Genomic DNA, 21,342 nt, shown 5'->3' with positions numbered 1-21,342 from the left:
TTTATTGTCGTTAGGCCATATGAGGCTAATTCTTTGGGCAGTAAAGATGTGATTGAAGTGGACGAAAAAACCGTCTTCAGGAAAGATGATTCAGGACCGGGCATAACCAGTGTTATCCCGGTACTGCTAATATCAGATTTCTTTGTGGTATTGTGACTTATCCTGAGTATGATCTTTCAGGAACTGCCTGAGCACGGTATTGTCGGTTAGTGCCCAGTGATACACCGCAAAAATAGCAATAAACAAGGCAAACATAACGCTTTGTGGGACACCGAGGCTTTCTCCCAAAATGCCAAGCACCGACATAACCACCGCAGCACCGGTGATCATAAGCAATGCCTTCCCAGGACTGTTGCCAAGGCGTATTAAAATATGGTGTATGTGATCGCGATCCGGTTTTAATGGTGACAACCCCTGCTTAAATCGGCGTATTACAATAGACAGCATATCCATAAGCGGCAGCGCAATTAACCACAGTGCAGTAACCGGATTAAATGCCCTACCCTCGCCCTGCGTGCCACAGGCAAGCAGCCATACAACACTGAGTCCGATAAACATGCTTCCCGAGTCGCCCATAAATATCTTCGACTTTATCCGCTTACCTAGTTTCAGGTTGAACAATAAAAACGGTAACAAGGCGGTAGCCATAATCAGCGATACGCTCAGGTAGTTGTCCTGACCACTGAGTAAAAACAGCAAGCCGATCGACGCGAAGGTATTGATACTCAATGAACCAATTAATCCATCAATGCCATCTATCATATTAAAGGCATTGACGGCGACAATAATCACAAAGTAGGTGAAAGGTATACCAAGCCAGCCAATATCAATATCACCTAAATTAAACAGGTCACCAAGATTACTGATATAAGCGCCAACGCCATGAATCATCAGACTGGCAATAATCACCTGACCGATCAAACGTACCCGCACGCTTAAATCGTATTTATCATCAAGTGCACCAATGAAAACCGTCATCGCCGAAGCAATGAGGTATAGACGTAATTCCTGAGTGTTAGGCAGCCATAATACTGAGGCGAATAGAACCGCGGTGAACACCGCAAGGCCACCGATAAGCGGAATGTTGCCCTGATGAAGTTTTCGGGCGCTGGGCCTGTCGACCAGACCAATATCCTGAGCAAGCGGATTCAATACTTTGATCGCCGCAAACGCAAACACAAATGACGTTAGAACCTGACAGCTCAAGGTCAACCACTCTGGCATAGCTATTGCTCAACTTGTCTTGGACCCTCACTCCCTCCCGGTTGGTAATGAATGGGTTCCTGAATTTCGGGCTAAAACCTGACGGAGTTAAGTTACAAACTAGCTCCATCTACGACTCTATCCGCACAAATTTTTCGCATAACTTGCTTCAGTATATTCAACAATCAGTGTTTTAGAGAAAAAATTTACTAATTTTTTCTGGACGGATTTTCTCTCCGATCCCTGAAATTCCCCCTGCATCTCTCTCCACTATGCAAAATTTATGTTAACTGAATAGATGAATAATTATCCAAGTAGGCTACCTTAAAGCAGAACATCTTGCATTTAGCAAGGCCGATAGGTATAAACGAGTGGCAAAAAAATAATTCTTACCAACCCATCTAAGTGGTTCGGTATTACTAATTTTAAGGAAGTTTCAATGTCTAACGTAAAAACGGATACCATGTTTGGTCATCCGAAAGGCTTGTTCCTGCTGTTTGGTACAGAAATGTGGGAACGAATGAGCTACTACGGCATGCGTGGTATTTTTGTCTTATACCTGGTTGCGTTTGCCAGTAATTTTGGCTGGGATATGGCCTACTTTGGTATCGACCCAAATTCCGCTTCAGCCGATGCGGATCTGGAAAAAGCAATTAGTTCTAACGCTCTGGGTATTTTGGGTACCTATGCAATGTTAGTTTATATCACGCCAGTGCTTGGTGGTTGGATGGCTGACAACGTTTGGGGCCAGAGAAAGTCGATCATCGTTGGTGGTATCCTGATGATGCTCGGTCAATTTGCCTTAGGTACGCCTCACGCGATGGTTGCAGGCATGGAAACAACCTTCCTGTGGTTAGGTCTTGGCCTGATGATTGTCGGTAATGGCTTCTTCAAACCAAATATTTCTACAATGGTTGGTGATTTGTATGAAGATGGTGACAAGCGTCGTGATGCGGCCTTTACCATTTTCTATATGGGTATCAACCTGGGCTCAATTCTGGGCTATATGGTAGTTGGTACCATCGGTGAAAAACTTCACTATCAATATGGCTTCCTGGCTGCTGGTGTCGGTATGCTAATCGGTGTGTTGTTGCAACTGGCCTTATCAAACAAATACCTGGGCGAATTGGGTATCGAACCTTCTGCTAAAAAGCAGTCTGTTGGTGGTGCTGCGTCAAACAAACCTCTGACGCTGGAAGAACGTGATCGCGTAAAAGTTATCTTGATTATGAGTTTCTTCACCATTGTATTCTGGGCAGGTTTTGAACAAGCTGCAGGCTCAATGAACCTGTTTGCCAAGTACAAAACCGACTTGGTGTTCTTCGGCTGGGAAATGCCTGCGAGCTGGTTACAATCAGTAAACCCATTATTCATCATCATCATGGCACCTATGTTTGCCGCATTGTGGTTGAGAATGGGTGAAGCCGAACCTAATTCGCCAAAGAAATTCGCCTTAGGTATGTTCTTCCTTGGCCTTGGTTTCATTTCCATGTGTGGCGCGGCATTACAAATTGGTGATTCTGATTCTGCCAAAGCACACGTTATCTGGTTAGTAATGGCTTACATATTCCATACGATGGGTGAACTTTGCCTGTCACCGATTGGTCTATCTATGGTTTCTAAGCTCGCCCCTCTGAAATACACTTCCCTACTTATGGGTATCTGGTTCCTGTTCTCGGGTCTGGGCAACAAAGCCGCTGCCGAAATTGGTAAGCTGGTTGGTGAAGCCGGTCCAATGGCAACCTTTGGTGGCGTAGCTATCATGGCCTTCATTGCCGGTGTATTACTATGGTTACTTAGTGATAAGCTGGTTGACTGGATGCATGGCGCAGAAGACAGCCACCCACAAGATATGACAGAAAAACTGGAAGAAGAACTGAAAATTTCCGGTGAGAAAGATGGAATGCGTGAAACGCACTAATTAGTCCGTCAGAGTCAAAAAAGGCAGCATTGGCTGCCTTTTTTTATGCTGGGAAGAAAGCGGTAAGCGGTAAGTTGTAAGTGATTGAGTCATTCCCTGCCACGACAGGGAATCTTAACTCAGGCCGAATGTATCTAACGTGCCAATGACGGGAGTTGAAACTCCCTGAGCACGTATCGCGCACGATACTCCGAGCACGTGACGTAAAACGTCCCTTCGAGCACACAATCAAAGATTGTTCCTAGCACGCGACACAAAACGTCGCTCCGAGTTAAAAGCAAATCAAAATCGTCATACCGTGATACTACACGGTATCTTAAACTAAGTCCGAGTGTCTCTTAAGTGTCAATGACGGGAGTTGAAACTCCCTGAGCACGTATCGCAAGCGATACTCCGAGTACGTGGCAGAAAATGCCACTCCGAGCACACGCTGTTCCGAGCAAAAAGCAAAAGCCCTTGTGTCATTCCCTGATACTACAGGGAATCTTGGCCAACCTTGAAAGACCGAATTGTGCCAAACTCGGTCCGTCAGCAACTTCTAATATAAGGTTATCTAAAGGTTGCACGACTCTACTGCAGATGTACTTATATTCTAAACTAAATTTTTCTATAACAGCGCGCATTACTATCGTTTAATGTGTTTTTATCATCCGACTCTTTAGAGGAGACAAATCATTCTCCAGTGGCGTTCCGTTACGCTGGGTTTCAGCCAACGTAACCAAAGTAACTCTTGATCCAATAGAGAGGTAATAATCACTTCTTGTTTCTCACCTTTAATGCGGATTTTTCCATATAAGTAATTTTCAGAAGGTATAAATCGAATAAATCCAAAAAATATGCTGCTAGGGGCATAAATATCAATCTTCTCTATATCGTCCCAATTGAAGCTACGAGTTAAAGTTTTCGATGAAATCGAAATAGATGTCCCAACCTGCTTTACGCGAAAAGCATGATTAATTATTGAGTACCTGGCGTGGAGTATTAGTTGGGGGATAAAAGCTACTGCAAACCAAATTAGAATGAAAATACTATGAAACCCGGTCCATCCTAAGCCTTGCTGGAGAGAAAAGTGTGCCCAAATAGAAAGACCAAGAATTAACGTAATTGCAGTAGGAAAGAATTCTTGAAGGTGAGCTGTACTAGATACGTTTAGGGTTTCAGAGGCTTGTTTATTATATGACTTTTCTTGGTTGACAAGCCTTTGATTTTCGATAAAAAGCTTCGATTCCAATTGAAGTTTTGCTGCCTCATATCTTTCAGGATATTTGTGGTTATTGATATTAAAACAAACCTCCTTTAACTCATCAATTGAGTATTTTGAATAATCTGGAATCATGGGTTTCCTAACTTTCTTAACCTTTCGATATGTAGGCATGTCGGCATGTTTTCCCTGCCATGAACTCAACGACTGCAGTTCGCTCGTTAGAGACATTAACCTTTTCAATCTGTTAGCGTCAATTGAGCCTTTCAATTAGTTGACGATACGTCAATGCCAGTTGAATCATGACACTCTGCCATTTCTACTTTTTTGGTCTTCTCTGTGTTGACTGTACCTGATAAAAATTTACACTCGTTGCTTCCGCACATGTAACCTAAAGCAGAAGTGACTTCGCCGTATTCTTTGATTAATCCAACTGAGTAGCCATCTTTAAAGTAAAACCGGTTTTCATCATAACCACTAGGTACTAATAACGGAATCGGAACTACTACGACAAAAGCCCCAACACCTGACCATGAATAGCCATCATGATAAATCAGAACTTCACATACTCCATCTTGGATTATTTCGTCAGCTTCCCCCCAAGAATTCACAAGCGCTTCTTTAGTAAAGGTAGGAGCTTCAATTTTATAATCGAATTGATTTCGCTCTTCACTAATATCTGGCTTACTTACTTTAGTTTCAAATGTTCCAAACGTACCAACGGCCAGCCCTACACATCCAGATAAGGGCATTACCAGCGCAAGCAATAAAATTAACTTTTTCATTTTTTAGTATTTTCATCCGTCCGTTGTTCGCTATGTGCGAAAGTTTACCTCAGCGGCATCCATAGCTAATTTACCGAGATAGCACAAAAAGTCAAAGCGATGAATTACCGCAACAGAGCCATAAAAAAAGGACCGAATTCGGTCCTTTTTTGCTGACAAGTAATAAAAATCGCGATTAAAAGATTATATGCATTGCCGCCAGTGCCATAAAACCGGCAAGCACATCATCGAGCATGATACCAAAGCCACCGCTGACACGTTGGTCGGCAAGCTTTATTGGCCAGGGCTTTACAATATCGAAAAAACGAAACAGCAGAAAACCCACCAATAACGTCATCCAATTGACCGTGATGCCGAGCATACATATAAAAAAGCCGACGATTTCATCCCAGACGATAGCACCATGATCGTGAACCCCAGCATCTTCCGCGGCTTTGCCACAGATATAGACGCCTGCCACAGCCATAACCACGGTTAGCGCGACCAGGTAGCTATGTGGGAGAAATGTCCAGCACAATACGAACAAGGGAACCGCAACGGCGGTTCCAAATGTACCCGGTGCTTTCGGTGCCAGGCCGGAACCAAATCCCACGGCCAGGAAATGAACAGGATTTAGCATATTAAACAGCTGATGGGCTGGTTTTTGTTCCATAGTCATATTCAACTGAAATGCTCAAATCCGGATTCAGAAAAAGACAATGAAGTGTCGCCACGCGTGATATTAATCTGCTCAGATTTATTCATCTGGCCGATACAGGATATCTTAATGTTGGCGTGACTTAGCTCTGTCTCTAGTGCCACTTTGTTGGTATCAGAAACGGTAAAAATCAACTGATAATCATCGCCAGCGGTTAACGCTAAACGAGCAGCACCCTCTTCACCAAGTTTGTCAATCAACACTTCGGCAATCGGAATATCATTAACATCAATGTTTACCCCCAACTTAGAGGCACGACATAGATGCGTCACGTCCGCAAGCAAGCCATCAGATATATCGATTGCCGCAGATGCGTATTCACGAATAATCTGGCCGGCCAATACCTGAGGTTTCGGATAATTCAAAGCTTCCATTACGGCGTTTTTCTCGCGCGGCGACAGTTCCACCTGGTTACGAATTGCCTGTAATGCCAGGCCTGCCTTACCGACATCACCAGTGATGTAAACCCAGTCACCATTGGCAGCGCCATTGCGACATAATGCCTTACCCTGGGGTACGGTACCTTGGGCGGTAATGGTTATACTCAATGGGCCACTGGTGGTATCACCACCGATAAGCTGGACATTGAAATATTCGGTCAGCTCAAATATTCCTGCAGTAAACTCCCTTAGCCATTCCGTATCTACTTCTGGCAGGGTTACCGCAACACTGATCCAGCAAGGCTCCGCTCCCATTGCTGCCAAATCACTCAGGTTTACCGCAACGGCCTTATGACCAATGGATCTGGCCGAGGCATCGTTAGGAAAATGAACACCTGCGACCAGGGTATCGGTAGTAATCGCAATATATTTATCATTATTGGCCTGAATCAGCGCACAATCATCGCCTATTCCCATGGCCACGTCTTTACGACTCACAGGTTGAGCGGTAAAGAACTCCCTGATTACTTCAAATTCTTTCATTGGTTAAAAGAAGCCTTATGCTCTGATGGTTTTAACCACTTTATCCAGCACACCATTGACAAATTTGTGGCTGTCATCGGCGGCAAACGCTTTTGCCAGCTCAATGGCTTCATTGATAACGACTTTATATGGGACGTCATTTTGACTTAATTCAAACACACCGACCCGTAAAATCGCTTTTTCGACGTGGTCAATTTCTTCCAATGGACGATCGACATGCGGACGAATCGCTTCATCCAGTTGCGAGACATTGGCGGCTACGCCACGAAGCAACGCCGAAAAGTAATCGGTATCGAGGCGACGTTTAGCATTATCAGCAAGGAAATTTGCTTCGATTTCGCTAATATCGTTATTGGTCAGTTGCCAGGAATATACCGCTTGTACGGCAATTTCTCTGGCTTTACGTCGTGGAGATGGTTTCACTAAAGGTACCGCCTATAATTGTTCAAGAACATTAACCATTTCAATCGCACTTAGCGCGGCTTCAGCACCTTTGTTGCCCGCCTTCGTACCAGCGCGCTCAATGGCTTGCTCAATGGTATCTGTGGTGATAACACCAAACGCAACAGGCGTATCAAATTCCATTGCAACCTGTGCCAGGCCTTTGTTACATTCACCGGCGACAAAATCAAAGTGTGGTGTGCCACCACGAATCACTGCGCCGATAGCGATAATCGCATCGAACTGGCCTTTTTTGGCTAAACGTTTAGCAGCAACCGGCAACTCGTATGCACCGGGAACGCGAACCACAGTAATGTCTTCGTCATTTACCTGGCCCTGACGTTTTAACGCATCAATCGCACCTTCCAGTAAGCTTTCAACAATAAAACTGTTAAAACGCGATACAACGATAGCGAACTTTTTCCCCTGCGCTGCGAAAGATCCTTCAATAACGTTCATTTTTATCAACCTGTCTTTAAAAAAATTGTCGGCAATTTTAACAAAAGCTGTTGCAATAAGGTATCGATTTATGAAATTAAAACCGCGAATTCAGAGTAGATTTAGTAAACAACTAAAGTGTGTTGACCTTTGCAGGCCCAACTTTGTTCAATAAGAGACAATTAATCGATAATCTGTTGATACTAACAGCAGGCTTATTGCGTGAAACCTTGCCATTGAATTCTTCGAACAGCGTTTGTTTTGAACCTGGCCCGCGTTTTTTCTAATTACCGTACGATAAGTACGCTAAATAGAAAAATCCTTGCCCACATCCCAAACAATTCGCTGCAAAATTAACCTCCAAAGATAAACACGCTCTAATTTATTTGCTAGAATAGCCATCTTTTCAACTTTGAAACTTTGCAAAGTCTAGCTCAATCCCTATGAAATTCTATTTCTCAAGCAATCAGATCGAGGCGCTACAGACATTTAACATGCGCGAGCGACAGCAGATTATCGAGATTGCCGGTAATAAAATAAAGCCTACACAGAAATTCGTGTTAAACCTGATAAAACTGGCAATTTTAATCCCGCCATTCATGATGCTGGCCAAGGTGGATTCCTGGATGTTCATCCTGCCATTGGTTTTCGTTTTGGGTGGGTATTTTATCTTACTGCGCCCGTTTTCACTGTATTTTGCGAGTCAGTACATAGACAAAGCAATCCGTGATTTTAAGCGCCAGCAAGAAAATTAGGCACTATTGAAGTTGCCTGGACCTAAGTCACAGGCAACCGCGCGGAAGGATAATCTGAACGTTAATAGTTACAGATCCTCAAGCAAATCATCGAGATCTTCATCCAGTTCCGCCTCTTCTTCTTCATCGATGACTAACGGTGGATTACCATCATACAGGCGATATTCGATATTCTGGAAATATACCTGCTTTACAAACTCATAAGGATCGACCGAGTCATTTAACAGGGCTTCCTGGTCTTCCAGCTGTGCCCGGGTCTCAAGGCCAATCACCATGTAACGGGCAACATTGGGCCAGAAGTCTATCACTGCCAAAGGCCAGTAGATACTGTCAACCAGATCACCGGTGCCATCCCTGACCGAACTAGGACCAAACAGTGGCAACATTAAGTAGGGTCCGTCTTCGACACCATAATAGCCGAGTACTTCGCCAAACTCCTCTTCTTCCCGAGTCAAGCCCGCATACGAAGCAACGTCGAAAAAGCCCAGTAAGCCAACGGTTGAGTTAAGCACAAACCGACCGGTTGTCTGGGCGGCCCGATTTACTTTTAACTGCAACAGACTATTTACCGCGCTAAAAGGCTCATTAATGTTAAGCACAACATTATAAATACCTTTGCGCAGCGGTTGCGGAACATAAGTCACATAGGTCTTGGAAGCGGGCTTTAACACATATTTATCGGCGTAATCCCAGTTAAACGTCCAGATTGCGCGGTTGACCGGCTCAAGCGGATCGGAATGCTCATTATTTGCAGAATTGGTTGTTGAACAACCAGTTAGGACAATCGCGACACATGCGAATACGAGTCTTGTTATTAATGATGGAGAAAGTTTCATTCTAGTCGCCTGAAATACAAACAAAAATTCAATGAGAGGCGGATTATACCCTGTTATACCAATTCCACTAAGTGTTTTCCCACTCAGTGAGAATTTATCAGAGGCCCATTTACGGCCCTGATCGCGCGTGATCTGCCAACGTTGGTAGTGACTAACTCTCTATTTCGATACCATGTTCGCGCATTTTTGCCAGTTTATATCGTAAAGTACGAGCGCTCACGCCAAGGCGATCTGCAACCTCCTTACGAGAACCATTACAGGCACGCAGGGCTTCGAGGATTATCTGAAATTCCTGATGTTTCAACCCAGACTCAAGATCATCCGAATAAGCGTTGACAGCTTGACCCAGAGGTTGTATTTCCGCCTCAGAACTGACGCATAAATCTTCGATCATCAGGTCTGCCGCATGAATGGTTTGATCCTGATTGAGAATCAATGCCCGCTGAATGATGTTATCAAGCTCACGAACATTACCCGGCCAGTCATAGCTAACCAACTTTCGCTGAGCGTCATCGCTCAAACTCACTGGTTGATTTGGCTGGTATTTAGTTAGCAAATGTCTTGCCAGCGGGAGAATATCACCACGTCGTTCACATAGCGGTGGCCAGGTAAGCGGAAACACATTGAGGCGATAATACAAATCCTCACGAAAAATGCCCTCAGCTACCGCCTGTTTTAAGTCCCGGTTTGAGGTTGCTATCACTCGCACATCGAGGCTGATAGTTTTTCGACCTCCTAATCGTTCCACTTGCCGTTCCTGAATTACCCGTAATATTTTTGCCTGTAATGCAAGATCCATTTCGGTGATCTCGTCCAGCAAAATGGTACCATTCTGGGCTTGCTCAAACTTACCGGGGCAGGCATTAATGGCACCGGTAAAGGCACCTTTTTCATAACCAAACAATGTAGCTTCCAGCATATTTTCCGGAATAGCCGCACAATTAATGGCGACAAAGGGCTGGTCGGCACGGGAAGATTGATTATGAATATACTGGGACAATACTTCTTTACCTGAACCGCTTGGTCCAAGCACCATTACCGAGGCATCGGAACCAGCGACCTTACGTGCCAGCGAAAGTAAATGCACACTTTTATCGTCCTCAACTACAGGTTGGTCAGTGACGTTTTGCGTTACCGGCATATACTGACTGATCATATTTACCAGAACTTCCGGCGCGAATGGCTTGGCCATGTAGTTGCTGGCCCCGTCTTTCATCGCCTGAACGGCATCATCAATGGTGGCATAAGCCGTCATAATTAACACTGGCAAATCCGGATAGTTGAGCTTAATACTGCGCAGCAAATCTAAACCACTCATGCCACCCATTTGTACATCGGTCACCACGATATCGACTTCGTGCTGCTTAAGCATCAGCATTGCCGATTCGCCGCTGTCAGCCTCGACGCAGTGGTAATCTGATAACATCAGGGTGTCGACAATCGCCTCTCGAAGGCCCGGATCATCCTCAACCACCAATACCAGATTCTGTTTCATGGTTATCCCTTTGTTATTTTTCTATTTCTTTATGTTCGGTTTTAAATTGCGGAAGTTTCAGGCAAAACTCTGCGCCGCCGTTACTTTCTGCATTCAAGCTGACATCTCCATGATGAGCTTTGGCTACGGATTTGACTACCGCCAGCCCAAGGCCAGTGCCCTGCATTTTTGAGGTATAAAACGGTTCGAATATTTTGTCCTTATCTTCAATGGCAATACCATCACCATTATCTTTGACCCAGATCAGGATCCAGTCGCCTTCCGCTTCTACGCGAATATTGATATGGGCATTATCGTTGATCACCTCGAGGGCGTTCTGCATCAGATTCTGAATCGCGCCTTCCAATGCCGCCTTATTGGCCAGTAGCTTTAATGGTTCGCCACGATGTGGCTGGTATTCAATTTCACACGTTGCTGCCGCTTCATTCAGCTGCGCTTCAATCCCCGCTACGGCATCATCGATAACCGTTTTTACCTCAACTACTTCGACAACCTGTTTACCGCCACTTTTGGCATACAGCAGCATATCGTTAACCTGTTGTTCTAATTCCTGCAGCCTGGCTTGCAGCTTTTCCTGAAATAATTGCTGTTTGGCAGGCGTCATGTTTTTGGCATTGAGGTTGGCGCAATAAAGCATGGCTGACGATAACGGAGTGCGGATTTGATGAGCTAACGTCGAAACCATTCGCCCCAGTGAAGACAAGCGCTGCATCTGGCTTATCTTTTCCTGAAGAATGCGGGTTTCGGTCAAGTCGGTAATTTGAATTAACTGCCCGGCCTGGGAGTCAAATGAAGAAATATCCAGCTTTACCCGGCGACCATTTCGCAGAGACACCTCATGGCCGTCATCCGCACGCGGATTAAACACCTCAGAAATCACCGAAATCCAATTGCGTTCAAGCAGTTGACAACCAAGCATCGACTTCGCTGCGGTGTTAGCTTTAACGACTTTACCGTCGCCATCAATGATGACTACCCCTGCGGGCATCACGTCGAACAACTGATTTAACTGATTTGACTCCAGTAATAACGCACTCAAATCCAGCGATTGAGGATCTTCGTTGCCATCCGATTGAAGGTGGGTCGGAATTTCGGGATTAGTGGCAGTTGACAGTCCTTGCTTCGCCCCGGGCATATCTTACCTCTACATTATTGTTATTATTTAACGAGTTGAGCATTCCCGTACCAAATCAGGCACATACCATCTAACTCGCTTAGCGCTATCCAAAGAAACTACCATCATAGGGTAATTGTAGGGTGAGAAAAAGCCTTATCTGTTAAATCAACTCATCGCGGATCAATAAATTGGGAGAGTAAGCAACATGAGTGCCGTTTTCCAGCACCAGTTGTAGTGACTGGTTCTTGGGGTGTACATTAATTCGGACTATCTTCTGAAAGGTGCTGACCGGTAAAGATTTCATCTCAAAGCCAGATACGGCGGAGGCAAGAAATCGATACATCCCAGGTTGCACGGCATTACCATGCCTGTCATCGCCTTGCCAACGGAAAAACGCTGGCCCCTGCGGCAAATTCCCCAAGGGGATCATTTTTACCACATCGGCTTTGCTGTCTTGTACATATACCAGGGTTTGCTTACCCGGTCTTGGTAGATCTATGTGCCCCTGTACTTCTTCAGCCTGTTCTATTTCAACCTGAGCATCTTCTATTAGCAGATAGCGCCCTACTAACGCGCTGGCTTGCAATGCCGCATTCGACGATGAAAAACCGGACATAGCATGACCATCGCCCTTTAGTTCTGACGTTTGCATACCCGAAACACGCCCCCCGGTATCAGCGAGCATTTGTGCAACGTCCGACTTAACGTCGAGGGGATCACTTTCGACCACAACTTTTGGTGTCGGTAGTATTCTCGCCAACAAATCTGAAATTCGTTCAACTCTGGTTATTGTCGAGATAAGTGATGGTTCAATTCTGGCCATAGGGGCTTCCTGCCTTTAAATTCTTGCTCTCTTAAAATCAATGTCGGTTAATGGGTTATTTTCCAGGAACAACATTAAGCAACGTAAATTTTGGTAACTTCATTATCGAATTCACCACTAAAAAATCATACAATTTTTGTGCCAAAAACACGAAAACCTCTTTAACAACCAACTCAAATGCTCAATACCCGCCCGATACGCTCAACTTTCAACCAGCCAGGACAGTATCAGAGCACCGATTGACAAATAAAAGGCCCTTTTCATGCCATGAAAAAGTGATAAAAGTGAACGGCGGCAATCAAGGTGGCAACGAATTGCCGCTTGTTTGAGACCCCCGTTATTCATAGGAAAGTGTGACTGATAGTTGGTATTTTAATAAACAGCGTCAAGCTATTAAGGCCTTGTCAATTTCAGCCTTCTCACTTATTGAAGAGTATTACTTATTGATTTTTTTTGATATATTCGACATTGAGTCCCCTTAGTTTAATGGATAAAACAAGGACCTCCTAAGTCTTAGATACAGGTTCGATTCCTGTAGGGGACGCCAAGATTGGCAACCGTCTCACTTTCCTTCGAACGGAACAAATGCTCTGTAACCGAGTATGATAAAATAACTTGCCGCTTACAGCTTCAAGCCCACGCCCTATCAAAGCTCTAAATAACAAAACGACTTACCGCTTATAGCCACGAAATCAGAAATACCCCCTGATTTCCGCCATAAAAAAAAGCCCCGCTATTGCGGGGCTCGAGAAATTAACATGAATTTCTTATTGTTGTTCGATTTGTTGGTTAACTTCCGTATTCTGAGAGGCGTTTGATGTGGTAAACATCGCCGATACTCCCAACACCAGCACCGCAATAAACACAGTGCTTAGTTTAACTTCCCTTAAAGACGATTTATGCATAACCTTGCCTTTGAAAGTCGAAAAATATTTATTAGCAGGGTCAATTTATCCTGTTTACCCAGGGGATACAAGAACAATCTGAGATATATTGCAAAAAATATTTGCAAACGATGAGTTTTAGTCTACGACCTTCCAATTTGCTGTCTGAACATTAGCGAAAACCCTTTCATTAATATCCTTGCTGAATATTAACCTGATTACTAAGTGGTTGCCCATGTTGAAGATTTCTAAAATGTTCGACAATTTGATCAATAATGTTCTGTTGCCGGGTTACGGCGGCAATATGAGGAGTAATTACCAGGTTTTTTAATTGCCAGAACGGATGGTTTTCGGGCAACGGTTCGGTTTTAAACACATCCAGGCAGGCACCCGTGATTACGTTGTGCTGCAATGCATACAATAAGTCGTCCTCAACAACCGTGTTGCCACGTCCGACATTGATAAACAAGGCTGACGGTTTCATTTGTTGGAAAAATGACCGCCCAAACAAATTATCCGTCTCTGTAGTTGCCGGCAAGATACTGACCACACAGTCCGCATCAGCAACGGCTTGTACTAATGTCTCTGACCCGTGCAAACAAGGATAATCCCTGCCCGTCTTCTTGGTGCGACTCCAGCCAGTCACCCGATAGCCATGCTGTAGCAAACAGCTGGCAACCTGATGCCCGAGCAGACCAATTCCAAGGACGGTAACAGATTTTACCATCCGGTCAGATTGTTCCGCCCAAAGGGCATCCTGTTGCTGTTGTGTGTATTGATGTAACCGGTACTGAAAACTTAATAGTTGCGCTAATACATAGTCGGACATTTGTTTTGCCAAATCTTGCTCAACGATGCGACAAATTGGCACCACAGGCAGATCGGGCAAGGCAAGAAGCCCGTCAACCCCAGCGCCGAGCGAACACACAGCTTTTAAATTAGGGAACTGTGACAACAGGTTATCCGGGCATTTCCAGGCGATAACGAATTCAATTTTTGACACGTCGTCCAGCTCAGGCCACACCTGAACATTTACCTCAGGCAGTTGCTTTTCTATGCCTTGTTGCAAAGTACTGACATCACGCCCCTGAATAACTAATGCTATTGACATATCACTCCCCGAATCGTTACCAACACCCGCTGCAAAACCACAACGAAAACTTTCAAAACCCGCTACAGATATACAGAAATAAATGTAACCGACTGTTTTACAACACTTCCCTAACCTGTTCCGCCTTGTTCAACAAAGCAATTGTGAAAAAAACGAACAGGACAAACCAGCAGTAAATGAAAAAAATCTACACAATTTCATTGCACCTTTAACCAAGGTAAGGGAAAATACCCCCGATTTTTACCGGGCTGGCGACAGCCCTGAGCGATAATAGGCATTATTACCTGGCTCGTCTATAGTTCATCAATAAGTTGAACTCGACTTTACGCCGAGTATCTTTCTTCTTCAAAACACAAGGTTATCTCGAAAACCTTTGAATTATGACAATAAAAATTGCAATAAATGGCTTTGGCCGGATCGGCCGTTCAATTCTGCGGGCTTTATATGAGAGTGGCCGTACCGACGAATTCAGCATTGTTGCCATCAATGAACTGGCAAAGCCAGAAGGCATTGCGCACCTGTTAAAATACGACACCAATCATGGCCGTTTTGGTTTTGACGTATCCTTGTCTCACGGCTATTTAAATGTTGATAACGATGCGATAGCCCTGTTCCATCAACCGGACGTAAGTGGCCTGCCCTGGGGCGAAATGGGTGTCGATATTGTGCTCGACTGTACCGGTATCTATCAGGGTAAACATGAAGCTCTGAAACATATTGAACAAGGGGCAAAGAAAGTCCTCTATTCACAGCCCGCCTACAATGATGTCGATAAAACCATAATCTATGGCATTAACCATGAAACCTTAACCGCCGAAGACCAGATTATCTCCAATGGTTCTTGTACCACCAACTGTATCGTGCCGGTTATTCAGGTGCTTGATGACGTCTTTGGCGTGCAAAAAGGTACTATCACCACGATCCACTCTTCCATGCATGACCAACAGGTAATCGATGCCTATCATGATGACCTGCGACTGGCGCGTGCAGCCAGTCAATCGATTATTCCGGTCAATACCAAACTGGCGGCTGGCATTGAGCGCATTTTGCCAAAATTTGCAGGACGCTTCGAAGCCATTGCCGTGCGCGTGCCAACCGTCAATGTTACCGCCATGGATTTGAGCGTCACGCTCAACACCGATGTTGATATAGAAGCGGTCAACCGGGCATTAAGTCAGGCCCAACAAGGAGATCTGCAAGGCATTCTTGGCTTTACTACTGAGCCTCTGGTGTCCACAGATTTTAATCACGACTCCCATTCGTGCATCATTGACGGCAATCAAACCCGGGTTAGTCACAATCGCCTGGTGAAAATACTGGCCTGGTGTGACAACGAATGGGGTTTTGCCAACCGTATGCTGGATACCAGTTCAGCAATATTTAACCTCGCCGATTAACCCTATATGAGATATCAGGGGCCGCGGCATCAATAAGAATTTTGTAGCTTAATGGAGAAAACTCATGTCTGTCATCAAAATGACTGAACTTGACCTAGCGAACCAACGGGTGCTTATCCGTGAAGATTTAAACGTGCCAGTAAAAGATGGAAAAATCACGTCTGATGCCCGCCTGAAGGCTGCATTACCAACCATCAAACTGGCATTGCAACAAGGCGCTCAGGTTATGGTAATGTCGCACCTGGGTCGACCTGTCGAAGGTGAGTTTGACGATAAGTTTTCATTGCAACCAGTGGCTGATTATCTGCAGGCCGCATTAAACACACCGGTTCGTCTGGTTCGCGATTACCTCGATGGTGTAGAGAGTAAGCAAGACGAAGTACTGTTGTTTGAAAACGTACGTTTCAATGTCGGTGAAAAGAAAAACGATCCACAACTGGCAAAACAACTGGCAGCTTTGTGTGATGTATTCGTCATGGATGCGTTTGGTACCGCCCATCGCGCCCAGGCAAGTACCTATGGTGTAGCAGAGTATGCTCCGGTTGCGTGTGCAGGACCACTATTAGCGAATGAATTGTCCGCACTGGCTCAGGCGATGGATAACCCGGCGCGACCGATGGTCGCTATCGTCGGTGGTTCGAAAGTATCGACTAAATTGACGGTACTTGAATCCCTTTCCGGTGTCGTAGATCAACTCATTGTTGGCGGCGGTATCGCTAATACATTTATCGCTGCCCAAGGCCATACCGTTGGTAAGTCTCTTTATGAGGCGGACTTAATCGACGAAGCGCAACGCCTGCGCACTAGTGCCCAACAGTCTGGCGGTGATATTCCAATCCCTACCGATGTGGTTGTCGGTAATGAATTTTCAGAGAATGCGACAGCGACCACTAAGCCGGTCGGGGACGTCAGCGACCAGGACATGATTTTTGATATTGGTCCGGATTCGGCCAATACTTTAGCTAAGATTCTAGAAAACGCTGGCACCATTGTCTGGAATGGCCCGGTCGGCGTGTTTGAATTTGATCAGTTTGGCAATGGCACAGAAATCGTTGCCAATGCGATTGCCAATTCCAACGCATTTTCTATTGCCGGTGGCGGCGATACCCTGGCTGCCGTCGATAAGTATGGCATTGCCGATAAAATTTCTTACATTTCGACCGGTGGTGGCGCCTTTCTTGAATTTCTGGAAGGGAAGAAGTTACCCGCCGTCGCCATATTAGAACAACGCGCTTCACAAAAATAATAATAAAGCGCTAAAACAGTAACTCGCGAAAACAAAAGAACAACCGGGACAACGGTGTTGTCCCATTATTATTGCAGGAGAATTTCTATGCCTTTAATTTCCATGCGACAAATGCTGGATCATGCGGCCGAGCATGATTACGGTATCCCCGCTTTTAACGTCAATAACCTGGAACAGGTACGTGCGATTATGATGGCGGCGCAGGCCACCAACAGCCCGGCTATTTTACAGGCATCCGCAGGTGCCCGAAAATATGCAGGCGCACCATTTTTGCGCCACTTAATCCAGGCAGCTATTGAGGAGTTTCCTGACATTCCTGTGGTTATGCACCAGGATCACGGTACCTCTCCAGCGGTGTGTCAGCGCTCTATTCAATTGGGTTTTTCATCGGTGATGATGGACGGCTCGCTGATGGAAGATGGTAAAACACCATCAAGCTATGAGTACAACCTTAAAGTTACTCAACAAGCGGTAGCAATGGCACATGCCTGTGGCGTGAGTGTTGAAGGTGAATTAGGTTGCCTGGGTTCATTAGAAACTGGTATGGCTGGCGAAGAAGACGGTGTCGGCGCTGAAGGTGTTCTCAGCCATGAACAGCTTCTTACTGACCCGGAAGAGGCTGCCGATTTTGTAGCTAAAACTCAGGTTGATGCCCTGGCGATTGCCTGTGGTACATCACATGGTGCTTATAAATTCACTCGTCCACCAACAGGTGACATCCTGGCCATTGATCGCATTAAAGAAATCAATCGCCGAATCCCAAACACTCACCTGGTGATGCACGGTTCTTCTTCAGTGCCTCAGGATTGGCTAGCGGTAATCAATGAGTTCGGTGGTGCTATCCCGGAAACTTATGGCGTTCCGGTCGAGCAGATTCAGGAAGGTATCAAGAATGGTGTGCGTAAAGTAAACATAGATACGGATTTACGCCTGGCATCTACCGGTGCGATTCGTCGTTTTATGGCTGAAAACCCGAGTGAGTTTGATCCTCGTAAGTATCTTGCGGTTAGCACTCAGGCGATGTACGAAATCTGTAAAGCCCGTTACGAAGCATTCAACACTGCCGGTCAGGCCAGCAAAATCAAAGCGATTTCGCTCGACGATATGGCAATGAAATATGCCAACGGCGAACTTGATGCGTTAATCAAATAACGATTACGTCTCCCCGGGGCCGGTGGCTAAGCTACTGGCCTTTCCCCAATTCTCATTCCCTGTCCAGACGACATCGATTCACCAATCTCTGTAAGAATTGCAACTTCACATTTAATTGCACAAATTTCACTCATGAATGGCCAACAAGGCCTAGCCATAGCCGCAGATTTGTCGATATAATGACGCATCCCCACTAATAACAATAAGGCTGGTGATAAGCCACCAGAGAGGCTATGCATAAAATCATTTCCATTATTGGCCTTTGCGCCCTGTCTTTACCGGTCATTGCTGCACAAGATCAAGATTCCATCTCCGAAGCAAATGAGGCGCTGGTCAAAGCACTTTACGATGAAAAAGAGCCAACCTGTTATAACTTCACCGACGAGATACCACCTGAACAATATATTGCCTTACCTGAGTGTAATAATATTCCGTCGTCCTATTCCGGGGCATTTGAGGTAGGAGCTTTCTTTAAGACCGATGCTACCAATTCTGCGTTTGCCAAAACCGGCATCGACCTTGATCACGAGCGCGGCAAGCTAAGAACCAATGTTCGTGTCGATATGTTTATCCGTAAGACCAAGCAGTTTGACCAACTAACCCAGACGGAAGAATATCGCACCACAGATCAAAAATGGTCAACCAACCTGCAAAGTAACTACACCTTTGAGAGAGGTGGTAAAAATTATGGATTCGGTTTCGCGTCCTATGAAGATGACCGCTTTAACGGCTACGAATACCAAAGTTCCGTCGCGGCCGGTTGGGGTCGTCGCTGGTATGAAGACGATATCTCTTATTTCGATGCGGAAATCGGACCTGGTTACAAGATTGATGAAATCAGTGAGACGGCTACCGAAAACAACCGCACTGAAAAAGCATTTATTGTCCGTACCGCGGCAACCTACGAAACTTCGGTGTTTGAAACCATTCTGTTTAAACAGATTGTCAGTGCGGAATTGGCACCGAAGGCTGACGAGAGCAGTAAATATAAATCCATTACTGCTTTTACCACCGACCTGATTGGGTCACTGGCATTGAAATTTGCTTTTACCGTCGATTACAACTCGAAAGTACAGGGAAATATTAAAAAGACCCGTACCGAAACCTCACTGACTTTGGTATATAGTATTTAAGCAACGTTATTGGAATCCAGGCAGGTGAGATGAATTTAGCAAATATCGATCTAAATCTACTCGTTGCCTTTGATGTGCTGCTTCGGGAAAAAAATGTCAGTCGCGCAGCAGCACAGTTAAATATGACCCAACCGGCCATGAGCAGTAACCTGAAGCGACTGCGGCAGTTACTCAATGATCCGGTTCTGGTCAGAACGTCTGAGGGCATGCAGCCCACCGAAAAGGCCAGGAAGCTGGCACCCAAATTACGAAAAATCCTCCTCGATTTAACCGATGCCCTGCAAAAAGTTGATAGTTTCAATCCGACGGCGAGTCACCGCCTGTTTCGAATTATGGCCAGTGATTACGCGGCTTCCGCCTTACTCCCTTCGCTGCTGCATCGATTAAATGAACAGGCTCCAGGCATTACCTTAGATATAATGACGCCCAGTGATGTGGATTTTGTTGATGTAGAAAATGGCAAAATTGATATGGCCATTAATCACTTCGAGAAATTACCCCAGTCTTTTCATCAAAAGGTGTTATGGCAAGACAGCTTTTCCTGCATCACTCATAGCGATAATCATTTAGCCAACCCGCTAACTCTGAAAAACTATTTACAGGCCCAGCATGTCTGGGTGTCGAAAACCGGATTTGGCGTAGGTGTCGGTATGAATCCGAAAGACGTGCAAAAGCTTGGCTGGGTCGATGAAGCCCTGGCTAAAATCGGCAAAAAGCGCAACATCAAGCTGTTTACGCGAAATTATCAGGTTGCGATGCAACTTGCTCACGATGATCACCTGCTAGCGACTTTGCCGAGTAAGGCCACAACCATTCATACTTCGCAGGCGAGTTATCGGGTTCAACCGCCACCGTTTGCAATTCCCGATATTGAACTGAAAATGATCTGGAGTCCGCTGATCCATCACGAACCCAGCCATATCTGGTTGCGGCAACAAGTGATTGAAGCAGCCAGACTCGTCTGATAATTCCTTATCGCAACTCAGCTCAGTCGCGCTGACGGCGAAGCAAAATCAATATTATGCCACTTGCTAACAGAAACAGGCCTGAGGGTTCGGGTACCTGTTGCGAGGGAGGATCCACCTCATCCGGACCACTTCCACCACCTGAACCACCACCTGAACCGCCGCCAGGGTCAGTCAGGTCGCCACCGTTTTGATCGGGAATACGGGTATAAATTGAAGTAATAAACAGTTCTCCGGCACGGCTGGCTCCAGAATAATCAAAATGTATTTCCAGGTAAGTCTCAATGCCGAACGAGTTGATATTTGCATTAGAACTGGTAATGAACAGGGTGCCCGCAGAATCGGACTGAATTACCTGGTAGTCAAATTCACCGAGATCAAGCATTTCTCCCTGGTAGGTAAAGGTAAACTGTAAGAATTCACCAATACCAAGTATATCGTCAGGGTCGGCACCACAGGCACGGTTACCGCGACATACCAGTAATCCATTAGCAGGGTCTAGCAAAGAGGAAATATTTGCCGGGTTATCAATATTAATTGCCAGGCCAGGCTCAAGGATATCAAGAGGGATGGAGAAGCTTTGCATGCTGGTGTTAATCGAACGCTGATTGGCTAGTTTCTTGAAATCAACGAGTTGCACCAGTTCTGCAAACGTGCTGGAGCTGCACAGAAGCAGCAGCATTAACAACGCACTCCTGAAAACGTTAATCAATTTCATATTACAACTCCATACTTCGGATTATGAAAACTGCGATTAATTTTCTACCCGGGAAGTATAGTACAAATTCGAAAATACCAATTTTGACAAATGGTTATCCG

The 21,342-nt window shown here is 45.3% G+C and carries 21 protein-coding genes and 1 tRNA gene; 8 read left to right on the top strand and 14 right to left on the bottom strand.

Annotated elements, in window-relative coordinates; translation table 11 throughout:
• Positions 1 to 132: 132 nt before the first annotated feature.
• A complete protein-coding gene (gene wecA / locus E8M12_RS10090) occupies positions 133 to 1,224 on the bottom strand; it encodes a UDP-N-acetylglucosamine--undecaprenyl-phosphate N-acetylglucosaminephosphotransferase (protein WP_136736025.1) in 1,092 nt (363 codons plus the stop codon).
• Positions 1,225 to 1,642: 418 nt separating this feature from the next.
• On the opposite strand from wecA, the gene E8M12_RS10085 reads away from it, so the two are divergent.
• Entirely contained in the window at positions 1,643 to 3,124 is a 1,482-nt protein-coding gene (locus E8M12_RS10085; RefSeq protein ID WP_136736024.1) for a peptide MFS transporter, read from the top strand.
• A gap of 658 nt (positions 3,125 to 3,782) precedes the next feature.
• On the opposite strand, the gene E8M12_RS10080 is transcribed toward E8M12_RS10085, so the two are convergent.
• The 6 genes from E8M12_RS10080 to ribH form a co-directional block, all read right to left on the bottom strand.
• A complete protein-coding gene (locus E8M12_RS10080) occupies positions 3,783 to 4,460 on the bottom strand; it encodes a hypothetical protein (protein WP_136736023.1) in 678 nt (225 codons plus the stop codon).
• Between the two features lie 131 nt (positions 4,461 to 4,591).
• Positions 4,592 to 5,110: a hypothetical protein gene (locus E8M12_RS10075; RefSeq protein WP_136736022.1), complete on the bottom strand. Its 519-nt coding sequence runs from the start codon at positions 5,108 to 5,110 to the stop codon at positions 4,592 to 4,594.
• Positions 5,111 to 5,285: 175 nt separating this feature from the next.
• A complete protein-coding gene (locus tag E8M12_RS10070; RefSeq protein ID WP_438363458.1) occupies positions 5,286 to 5,762 on the bottom strand; it encodes a phosphatidylglycerophosphatase A family protein in 477 nt (158 codons plus the stop codon).
• An 8-nt stretch (positions 5,763 to 5,770) separates the two neighbouring features.
• The gene (gene thiL, locus E8M12_RS10065; RefSeq protein ID WP_136736020.1) at positions 5,771 to 6,730 is read right to left on the bottom strand and encodes a thiamine-phosphate kinase; all 960 of its coding nucleotides are present in this window, start codon (positions 6,728 to 6,730) and stop codon (positions 5,771 to 5,773) included.
• A gap of 15 nt (positions 6,731 to 6,745) precedes the next feature.
• Entirely contained in the window at positions 6,746 to 7,153 is a 408-nt protein-coding gene (gene nusB, locus E8M12_RS10060) for a transcription antitermination factor NusB (protein WP_136736019.1), read from the bottom strand.
• Between the two features lie 12 nt (positions 7,154 to 7,165).
• Complete coding sequence (gene ribH / locus E8M12_RS10055) at positions 7,166 to 7,630, bottom strand: 6,7-dimethyl-8-ribityllumazine synthase (protein WP_136736018.1); 465 nt, start codon at positions 7,628 to 7,630, stop codon at positions 7,166 to 7,168.
• Positions 7,631 to 8,052: 422 nt separating this feature from the next.
• Between ribH and E8M12_RS10050 the strand changes: the two genes are divergently transcribed.
• Complete coding sequence (locus E8M12_RS10050) at positions 8,053 to 8,364, top strand: DUF6170 family protein (protein ID WP_136736017.1); 312 nt, start codon at positions 8,053 to 8,055, stop codon at positions 8,362 to 8,364.
• Positions 8,365 to 8,432: 68 nt separating this feature from the next.
• Here the strand turns inward: E8M12_RS10050 and E8M12_RS10045 are convergent, their stop codons facing one another.
• The 4 genes from E8M12_RS10045 to E8M12_RS10030 form a co-directional block, all read right to left on the bottom strand.
• Positions 8,433 to 9,200: an MlaA family lipoprotein gene (locus E8M12_RS10045; RefSeq protein ID WP_136736016.1), complete on the bottom strand. Its 768-nt coding sequence runs from the start codon at positions 9,198 to 9,200 to the stop codon at positions 8,433 to 8,435.
• Between the two features lie 151 nt (positions 9,201 to 9,351).
• Positions 9,352 to 10,695: a sigma-54-dependent transcriptional regulator gene (locus tag E8M12_RS10040; RefSeq protein ID WP_136736015.1), complete on the bottom strand. Its 1,344-nt coding sequence runs from the start codon at positions 10,693 to 10,695 to the stop codon at positions 9,352 to 9,354.
• Positions 10,696 to 10,708: 13 nt separating this feature from the next.
• Positions 10,709 to 11,830: a sensor histidine kinase gene (locus E8M12_RS10035; RefSeq protein ID WP_136736014.1), complete on the bottom strand. Its 1,122-nt coding sequence runs from the start codon at positions 11,828 to 11,830 to the stop codon at positions 10,709 to 10,711.
• A gap of 142 nt (positions 11,831 to 11,972) precedes the next feature.
• On the bottom strand, positions 11,973 to 12,635 hold the full coding sequence (locus E8M12_RS10030) for a flagellar hook assembly protein FlgD (protein ID WP_136736013.1): 663 nt from the start codon (positions 12,633 to 12,635) through the stop codon (positions 11,973 to 11,975).
• A 472-nt stretch (positions 12,636 to 13,107) separates the two neighbouring features.
• Here E8M12_RS10030 and E8M12_RS10025 point away from each other — a divergent pair.
• A tRNA-Arg gene (locus E8M12_RS10025) sits at positions 13,108 to 13,182 on the top strand.
• Between the two features lie 220 nt (positions 13,183 to 13,402).
• Here the strand turns inward: E8M12_RS10025 and E8M12_RS16320 are convergent.
• Entirely contained in the window at positions 13,403 to 13,540 is a 138-nt protein-coding gene (locus E8M12_RS16320; RefSeq protein WP_169303107.1) for a hypothetical protein, read from the bottom strand.
• A 169-nt stretch (positions 13,541 to 13,709) separates the two neighbouring features.
• Entirely contained in the window at positions 13,710 to 14,630 is a 921-nt protein-coding gene (locus E8M12_RS10020; protein WP_136736012.1) for a 2-hydroxyacid dehydrogenase, read from the bottom strand.
• 380 nt (positions 14,631 to 15,010) lie between these two features.
• On the opposite strand from E8M12_RS10020, the gene epd reads away from it, so the two are divergent.
• The 5 genes from epd to E8M12_RS09995 all read left to right on the top strand — a co-directional run bounded on the left by epd (position 15,011) and on the right by E8M12_RS09995 (position 20,523).
• Positions 15,011 to 16,027 carry an erythrose-4-phosphate dehydrogenase gene (epd, locus tag E8M12_RS10015; protein ID WP_136736011.1) on the top strand — a complete coding sequence of 339 codons (1,017 nt, stop codon included), beginning with the start codon at positions 15,011 to 15,013 and terminating at the stop codon, positions 16,025 to 16,027.
• A 64-nt stretch (positions 16,028 to 16,091) separates the two neighbouring features.
• The gene (locus E8M12_RS10010) at positions 16,092 to 17,273 is read left to right on the top strand and encodes a phosphoglycerate kinase (protein WP_136736010.1); all 1,182 of its coding nucleotides are present in this window, start codon (positions 16,092 to 16,094) and stop codon (positions 17,271 to 17,273) included.
• An 87-nt stretch (positions 17,274 to 17,360) separates the two neighbouring features.
• Positions 17,361 to 18,425: a class II fructose-bisphosphate aldolase gene (gene fba / locus E8M12_RS10005; protein WP_136736009.1), complete on the top strand. Its 1,065-nt coding sequence runs from the start codon at positions 17,361 to 17,363 to the stop codon at positions 18,423 to 18,425.
• Between the two features lie 233 nt (positions 18,426 to 18,658).
• A complete protein-coding gene (locus E8M12_RS10000) occupies positions 18,659 to 19,558 on the top strand; it encodes a DUF481 domain-containing protein (protein ID WP_136736008.1) in 900 nt (299 codons plus the stop codon).
• Between the two features lie 29 nt (positions 19,559 to 19,587).
• The gene (locus tag E8M12_RS09995) at positions 19,588 to 20,523 is read left to right on the top strand and encodes a LysR family transcriptional regulator (protein WP_136736007.1); all 936 of its coding nucleotides are present in this window, start codon (positions 19,588 to 19,590) and stop codon (positions 20,521 to 20,523) included.
• A 22-nt stretch (positions 20,524 to 20,545) separates the two neighbouring features.
• On the opposite strand, the gene E8M12_RS09990 is transcribed toward E8M12_RS09995, so the two are convergent.
• The gene (locus tag E8M12_RS09990) at positions 20,546 to 21,241 is read right to left on the bottom strand and encodes a PEP-CTERM sorting domain-containing protein (protein ID WP_136736006.1); all 696 of its coding nucleotides are present in this window, start codon (positions 21,239 to 21,241) and stop codon (positions 20,546 to 20,548) included.
• Positions 21,242 to 21,342 lie beyond the last annotated feature (101 nt).

It is taken from the genome of Thalassotalea mangrovi, assembly GCF_005116735.1.
In the GTDB taxonomy this organism is placed as follows: Bacteria; Pseudomonadota; Gammaproteobacteria; order Enterobacterales; family Alteromonadaceae; genus Thalassotalea_A; species Thalassotalea_A mangrovi.
The sequence above is the reverse complement of the archived record's forward strand: the minus strand, read 5'-3'. Positions and strand labels throughout refer to the sequence as shown.

Excerpts from the sequence above, each read along its gene's own strand:
- E8M12_RS10030 (WP_136736013.1), bottom strand. The coding sequence starts at position 12,635 with ATGGCCAGAATTGAACCATCACTTATCTCGACAATAACCAGAGTTGAA.
- E8M12_RS10000 (WP_136736008.1), top strand. The coding sequence starts at position 18,659 with ATGCATAAAATCATTTCCATTATTGGCCTTTGCGCCCTGTCTTTACCG.
- E8M12_RS10010 (WP_136736010.1), top strand. The coding sequence starts at position 16,092 with ATGTCTGTCATCAAAATGACTGAACTTGACCTAGCGAACCAACGGGTG.
- E8M12_RS10045 (WP_136736016.1), bottom strand. The coding sequence starts at position 9,200 with ATGAAACTTTCTCCATCATTAATAACAAGACTCGTATTCGCATGTGTC.
- E8M12_RS10075 (WP_136736022.1), bottom strand. The coding sequence starts at position 5,110 with ATGAAAAAGTTAATTTTATTGCTTGCGCTGGTAATGCCCTTATCTGGA.
- ribH (WP_136736018.1), bottom strand. The coding sequence starts at position 7,630 with ATGAACGTTATTGAAGGATCTTTCGCAGCGCAGGGGAAAAAGTTCGCT.
- E8M12_RS10085 (WP_136736024.1), top strand. The coding sequence starts at position 1,643 with ATGTCTAACGTAAAAACGGATACCATGTTTGGTCATCCGAAAGGCTTG.
- E8M12_RS09990 (WP_136736006.1), bottom strand. The coding sequence starts at position 21,241 with ATGAAATTGATTAACGTTTTCAGGAGTGCGTTGTTAATGCTGCTGCTT.
- epd (WP_136736011.1), top strand. The coding sequence starts at position 15,011 with ATGACAATAAAAATTGCAATAAATGGCTTTGGCCGGATCGGCCGTTCA.
- E8M12_RS10070 (WP_438363458.1), bottom strand. The coding sequence starts at position 5,762 with ATGGAACAAAAACCAGCCCATCAGCTGTTTAATATGCTAAATCCTGTT.
- E8M12_RS10080 (WP_136736023.1), bottom strand. The coding sequence starts at position 4,460 with ATGATTCCAGATTATTCAAAATACTCAATTGATGAGTTAAAGGAGGTT.
- fba (WP_136736009.1), top strand. The coding sequence starts at position 17,361 with ATGCCTTTAATTTCCATGCGACAAATGCTGGATCATGCGGCCGAGCAT.
- E8M12_RS09995 (WP_136736007.1), top strand. The coding sequence starts at position 19,588 with ATGAATTTAGCAAATATCGATCTAAATCTACTCGTTGCCTTTGATGTG.
- E8M12_RS10040 (WP_136736015.1), bottom strand. The coding sequence starts at position 10,695 with ATGAAACAGAATCTGGTATTGGTGGTTGAGGATGATCCGGGCCTTCGA.
- wecA (WP_136736025.1), bottom strand. The coding sequence starts at position 1,224 with ATGCCAGAGTGGTTGACCTTGAGCTGTCAGGTTCTAACGTCATTTGTG.
- E8M12_RS10035 (WP_136736014.1), bottom strand. The coding sequence starts at position 11,830 with ATGCCCGGGGCGAAGCAAGGACTGTCAACTGCCACTAATCCCGAAATT.
- E8M12_RS10020 (WP_136736012.1), bottom strand. The coding sequence starts at position 14,630 with ATGTCAATAGCATTAGTTATTCAGGGGCGTGATGTCAGTACTTTGCAA.
- thiL (WP_136736020.1), bottom strand. The coding sequence starts at position 6,730 with ATGAAAGAATTTGAAGTAATCAGGGAGTTCTTTACCGCTCAACCTGTG.
- E8M12_RS16320 (WP_169303107.1), bottom strand. The coding sequence starts at position 13,540 with ATGCATAAATCGTCTTTAAGGGAAGTTAAACTAAGCACTGTGTTTATT.
- E8M12_RS10050 (WP_136736017.1), top strand. The coding sequence starts at position 8,053 with ATGAAATTCTATTTCTCAAGCAATCAGATCGAGGCGCTACAGACATTT.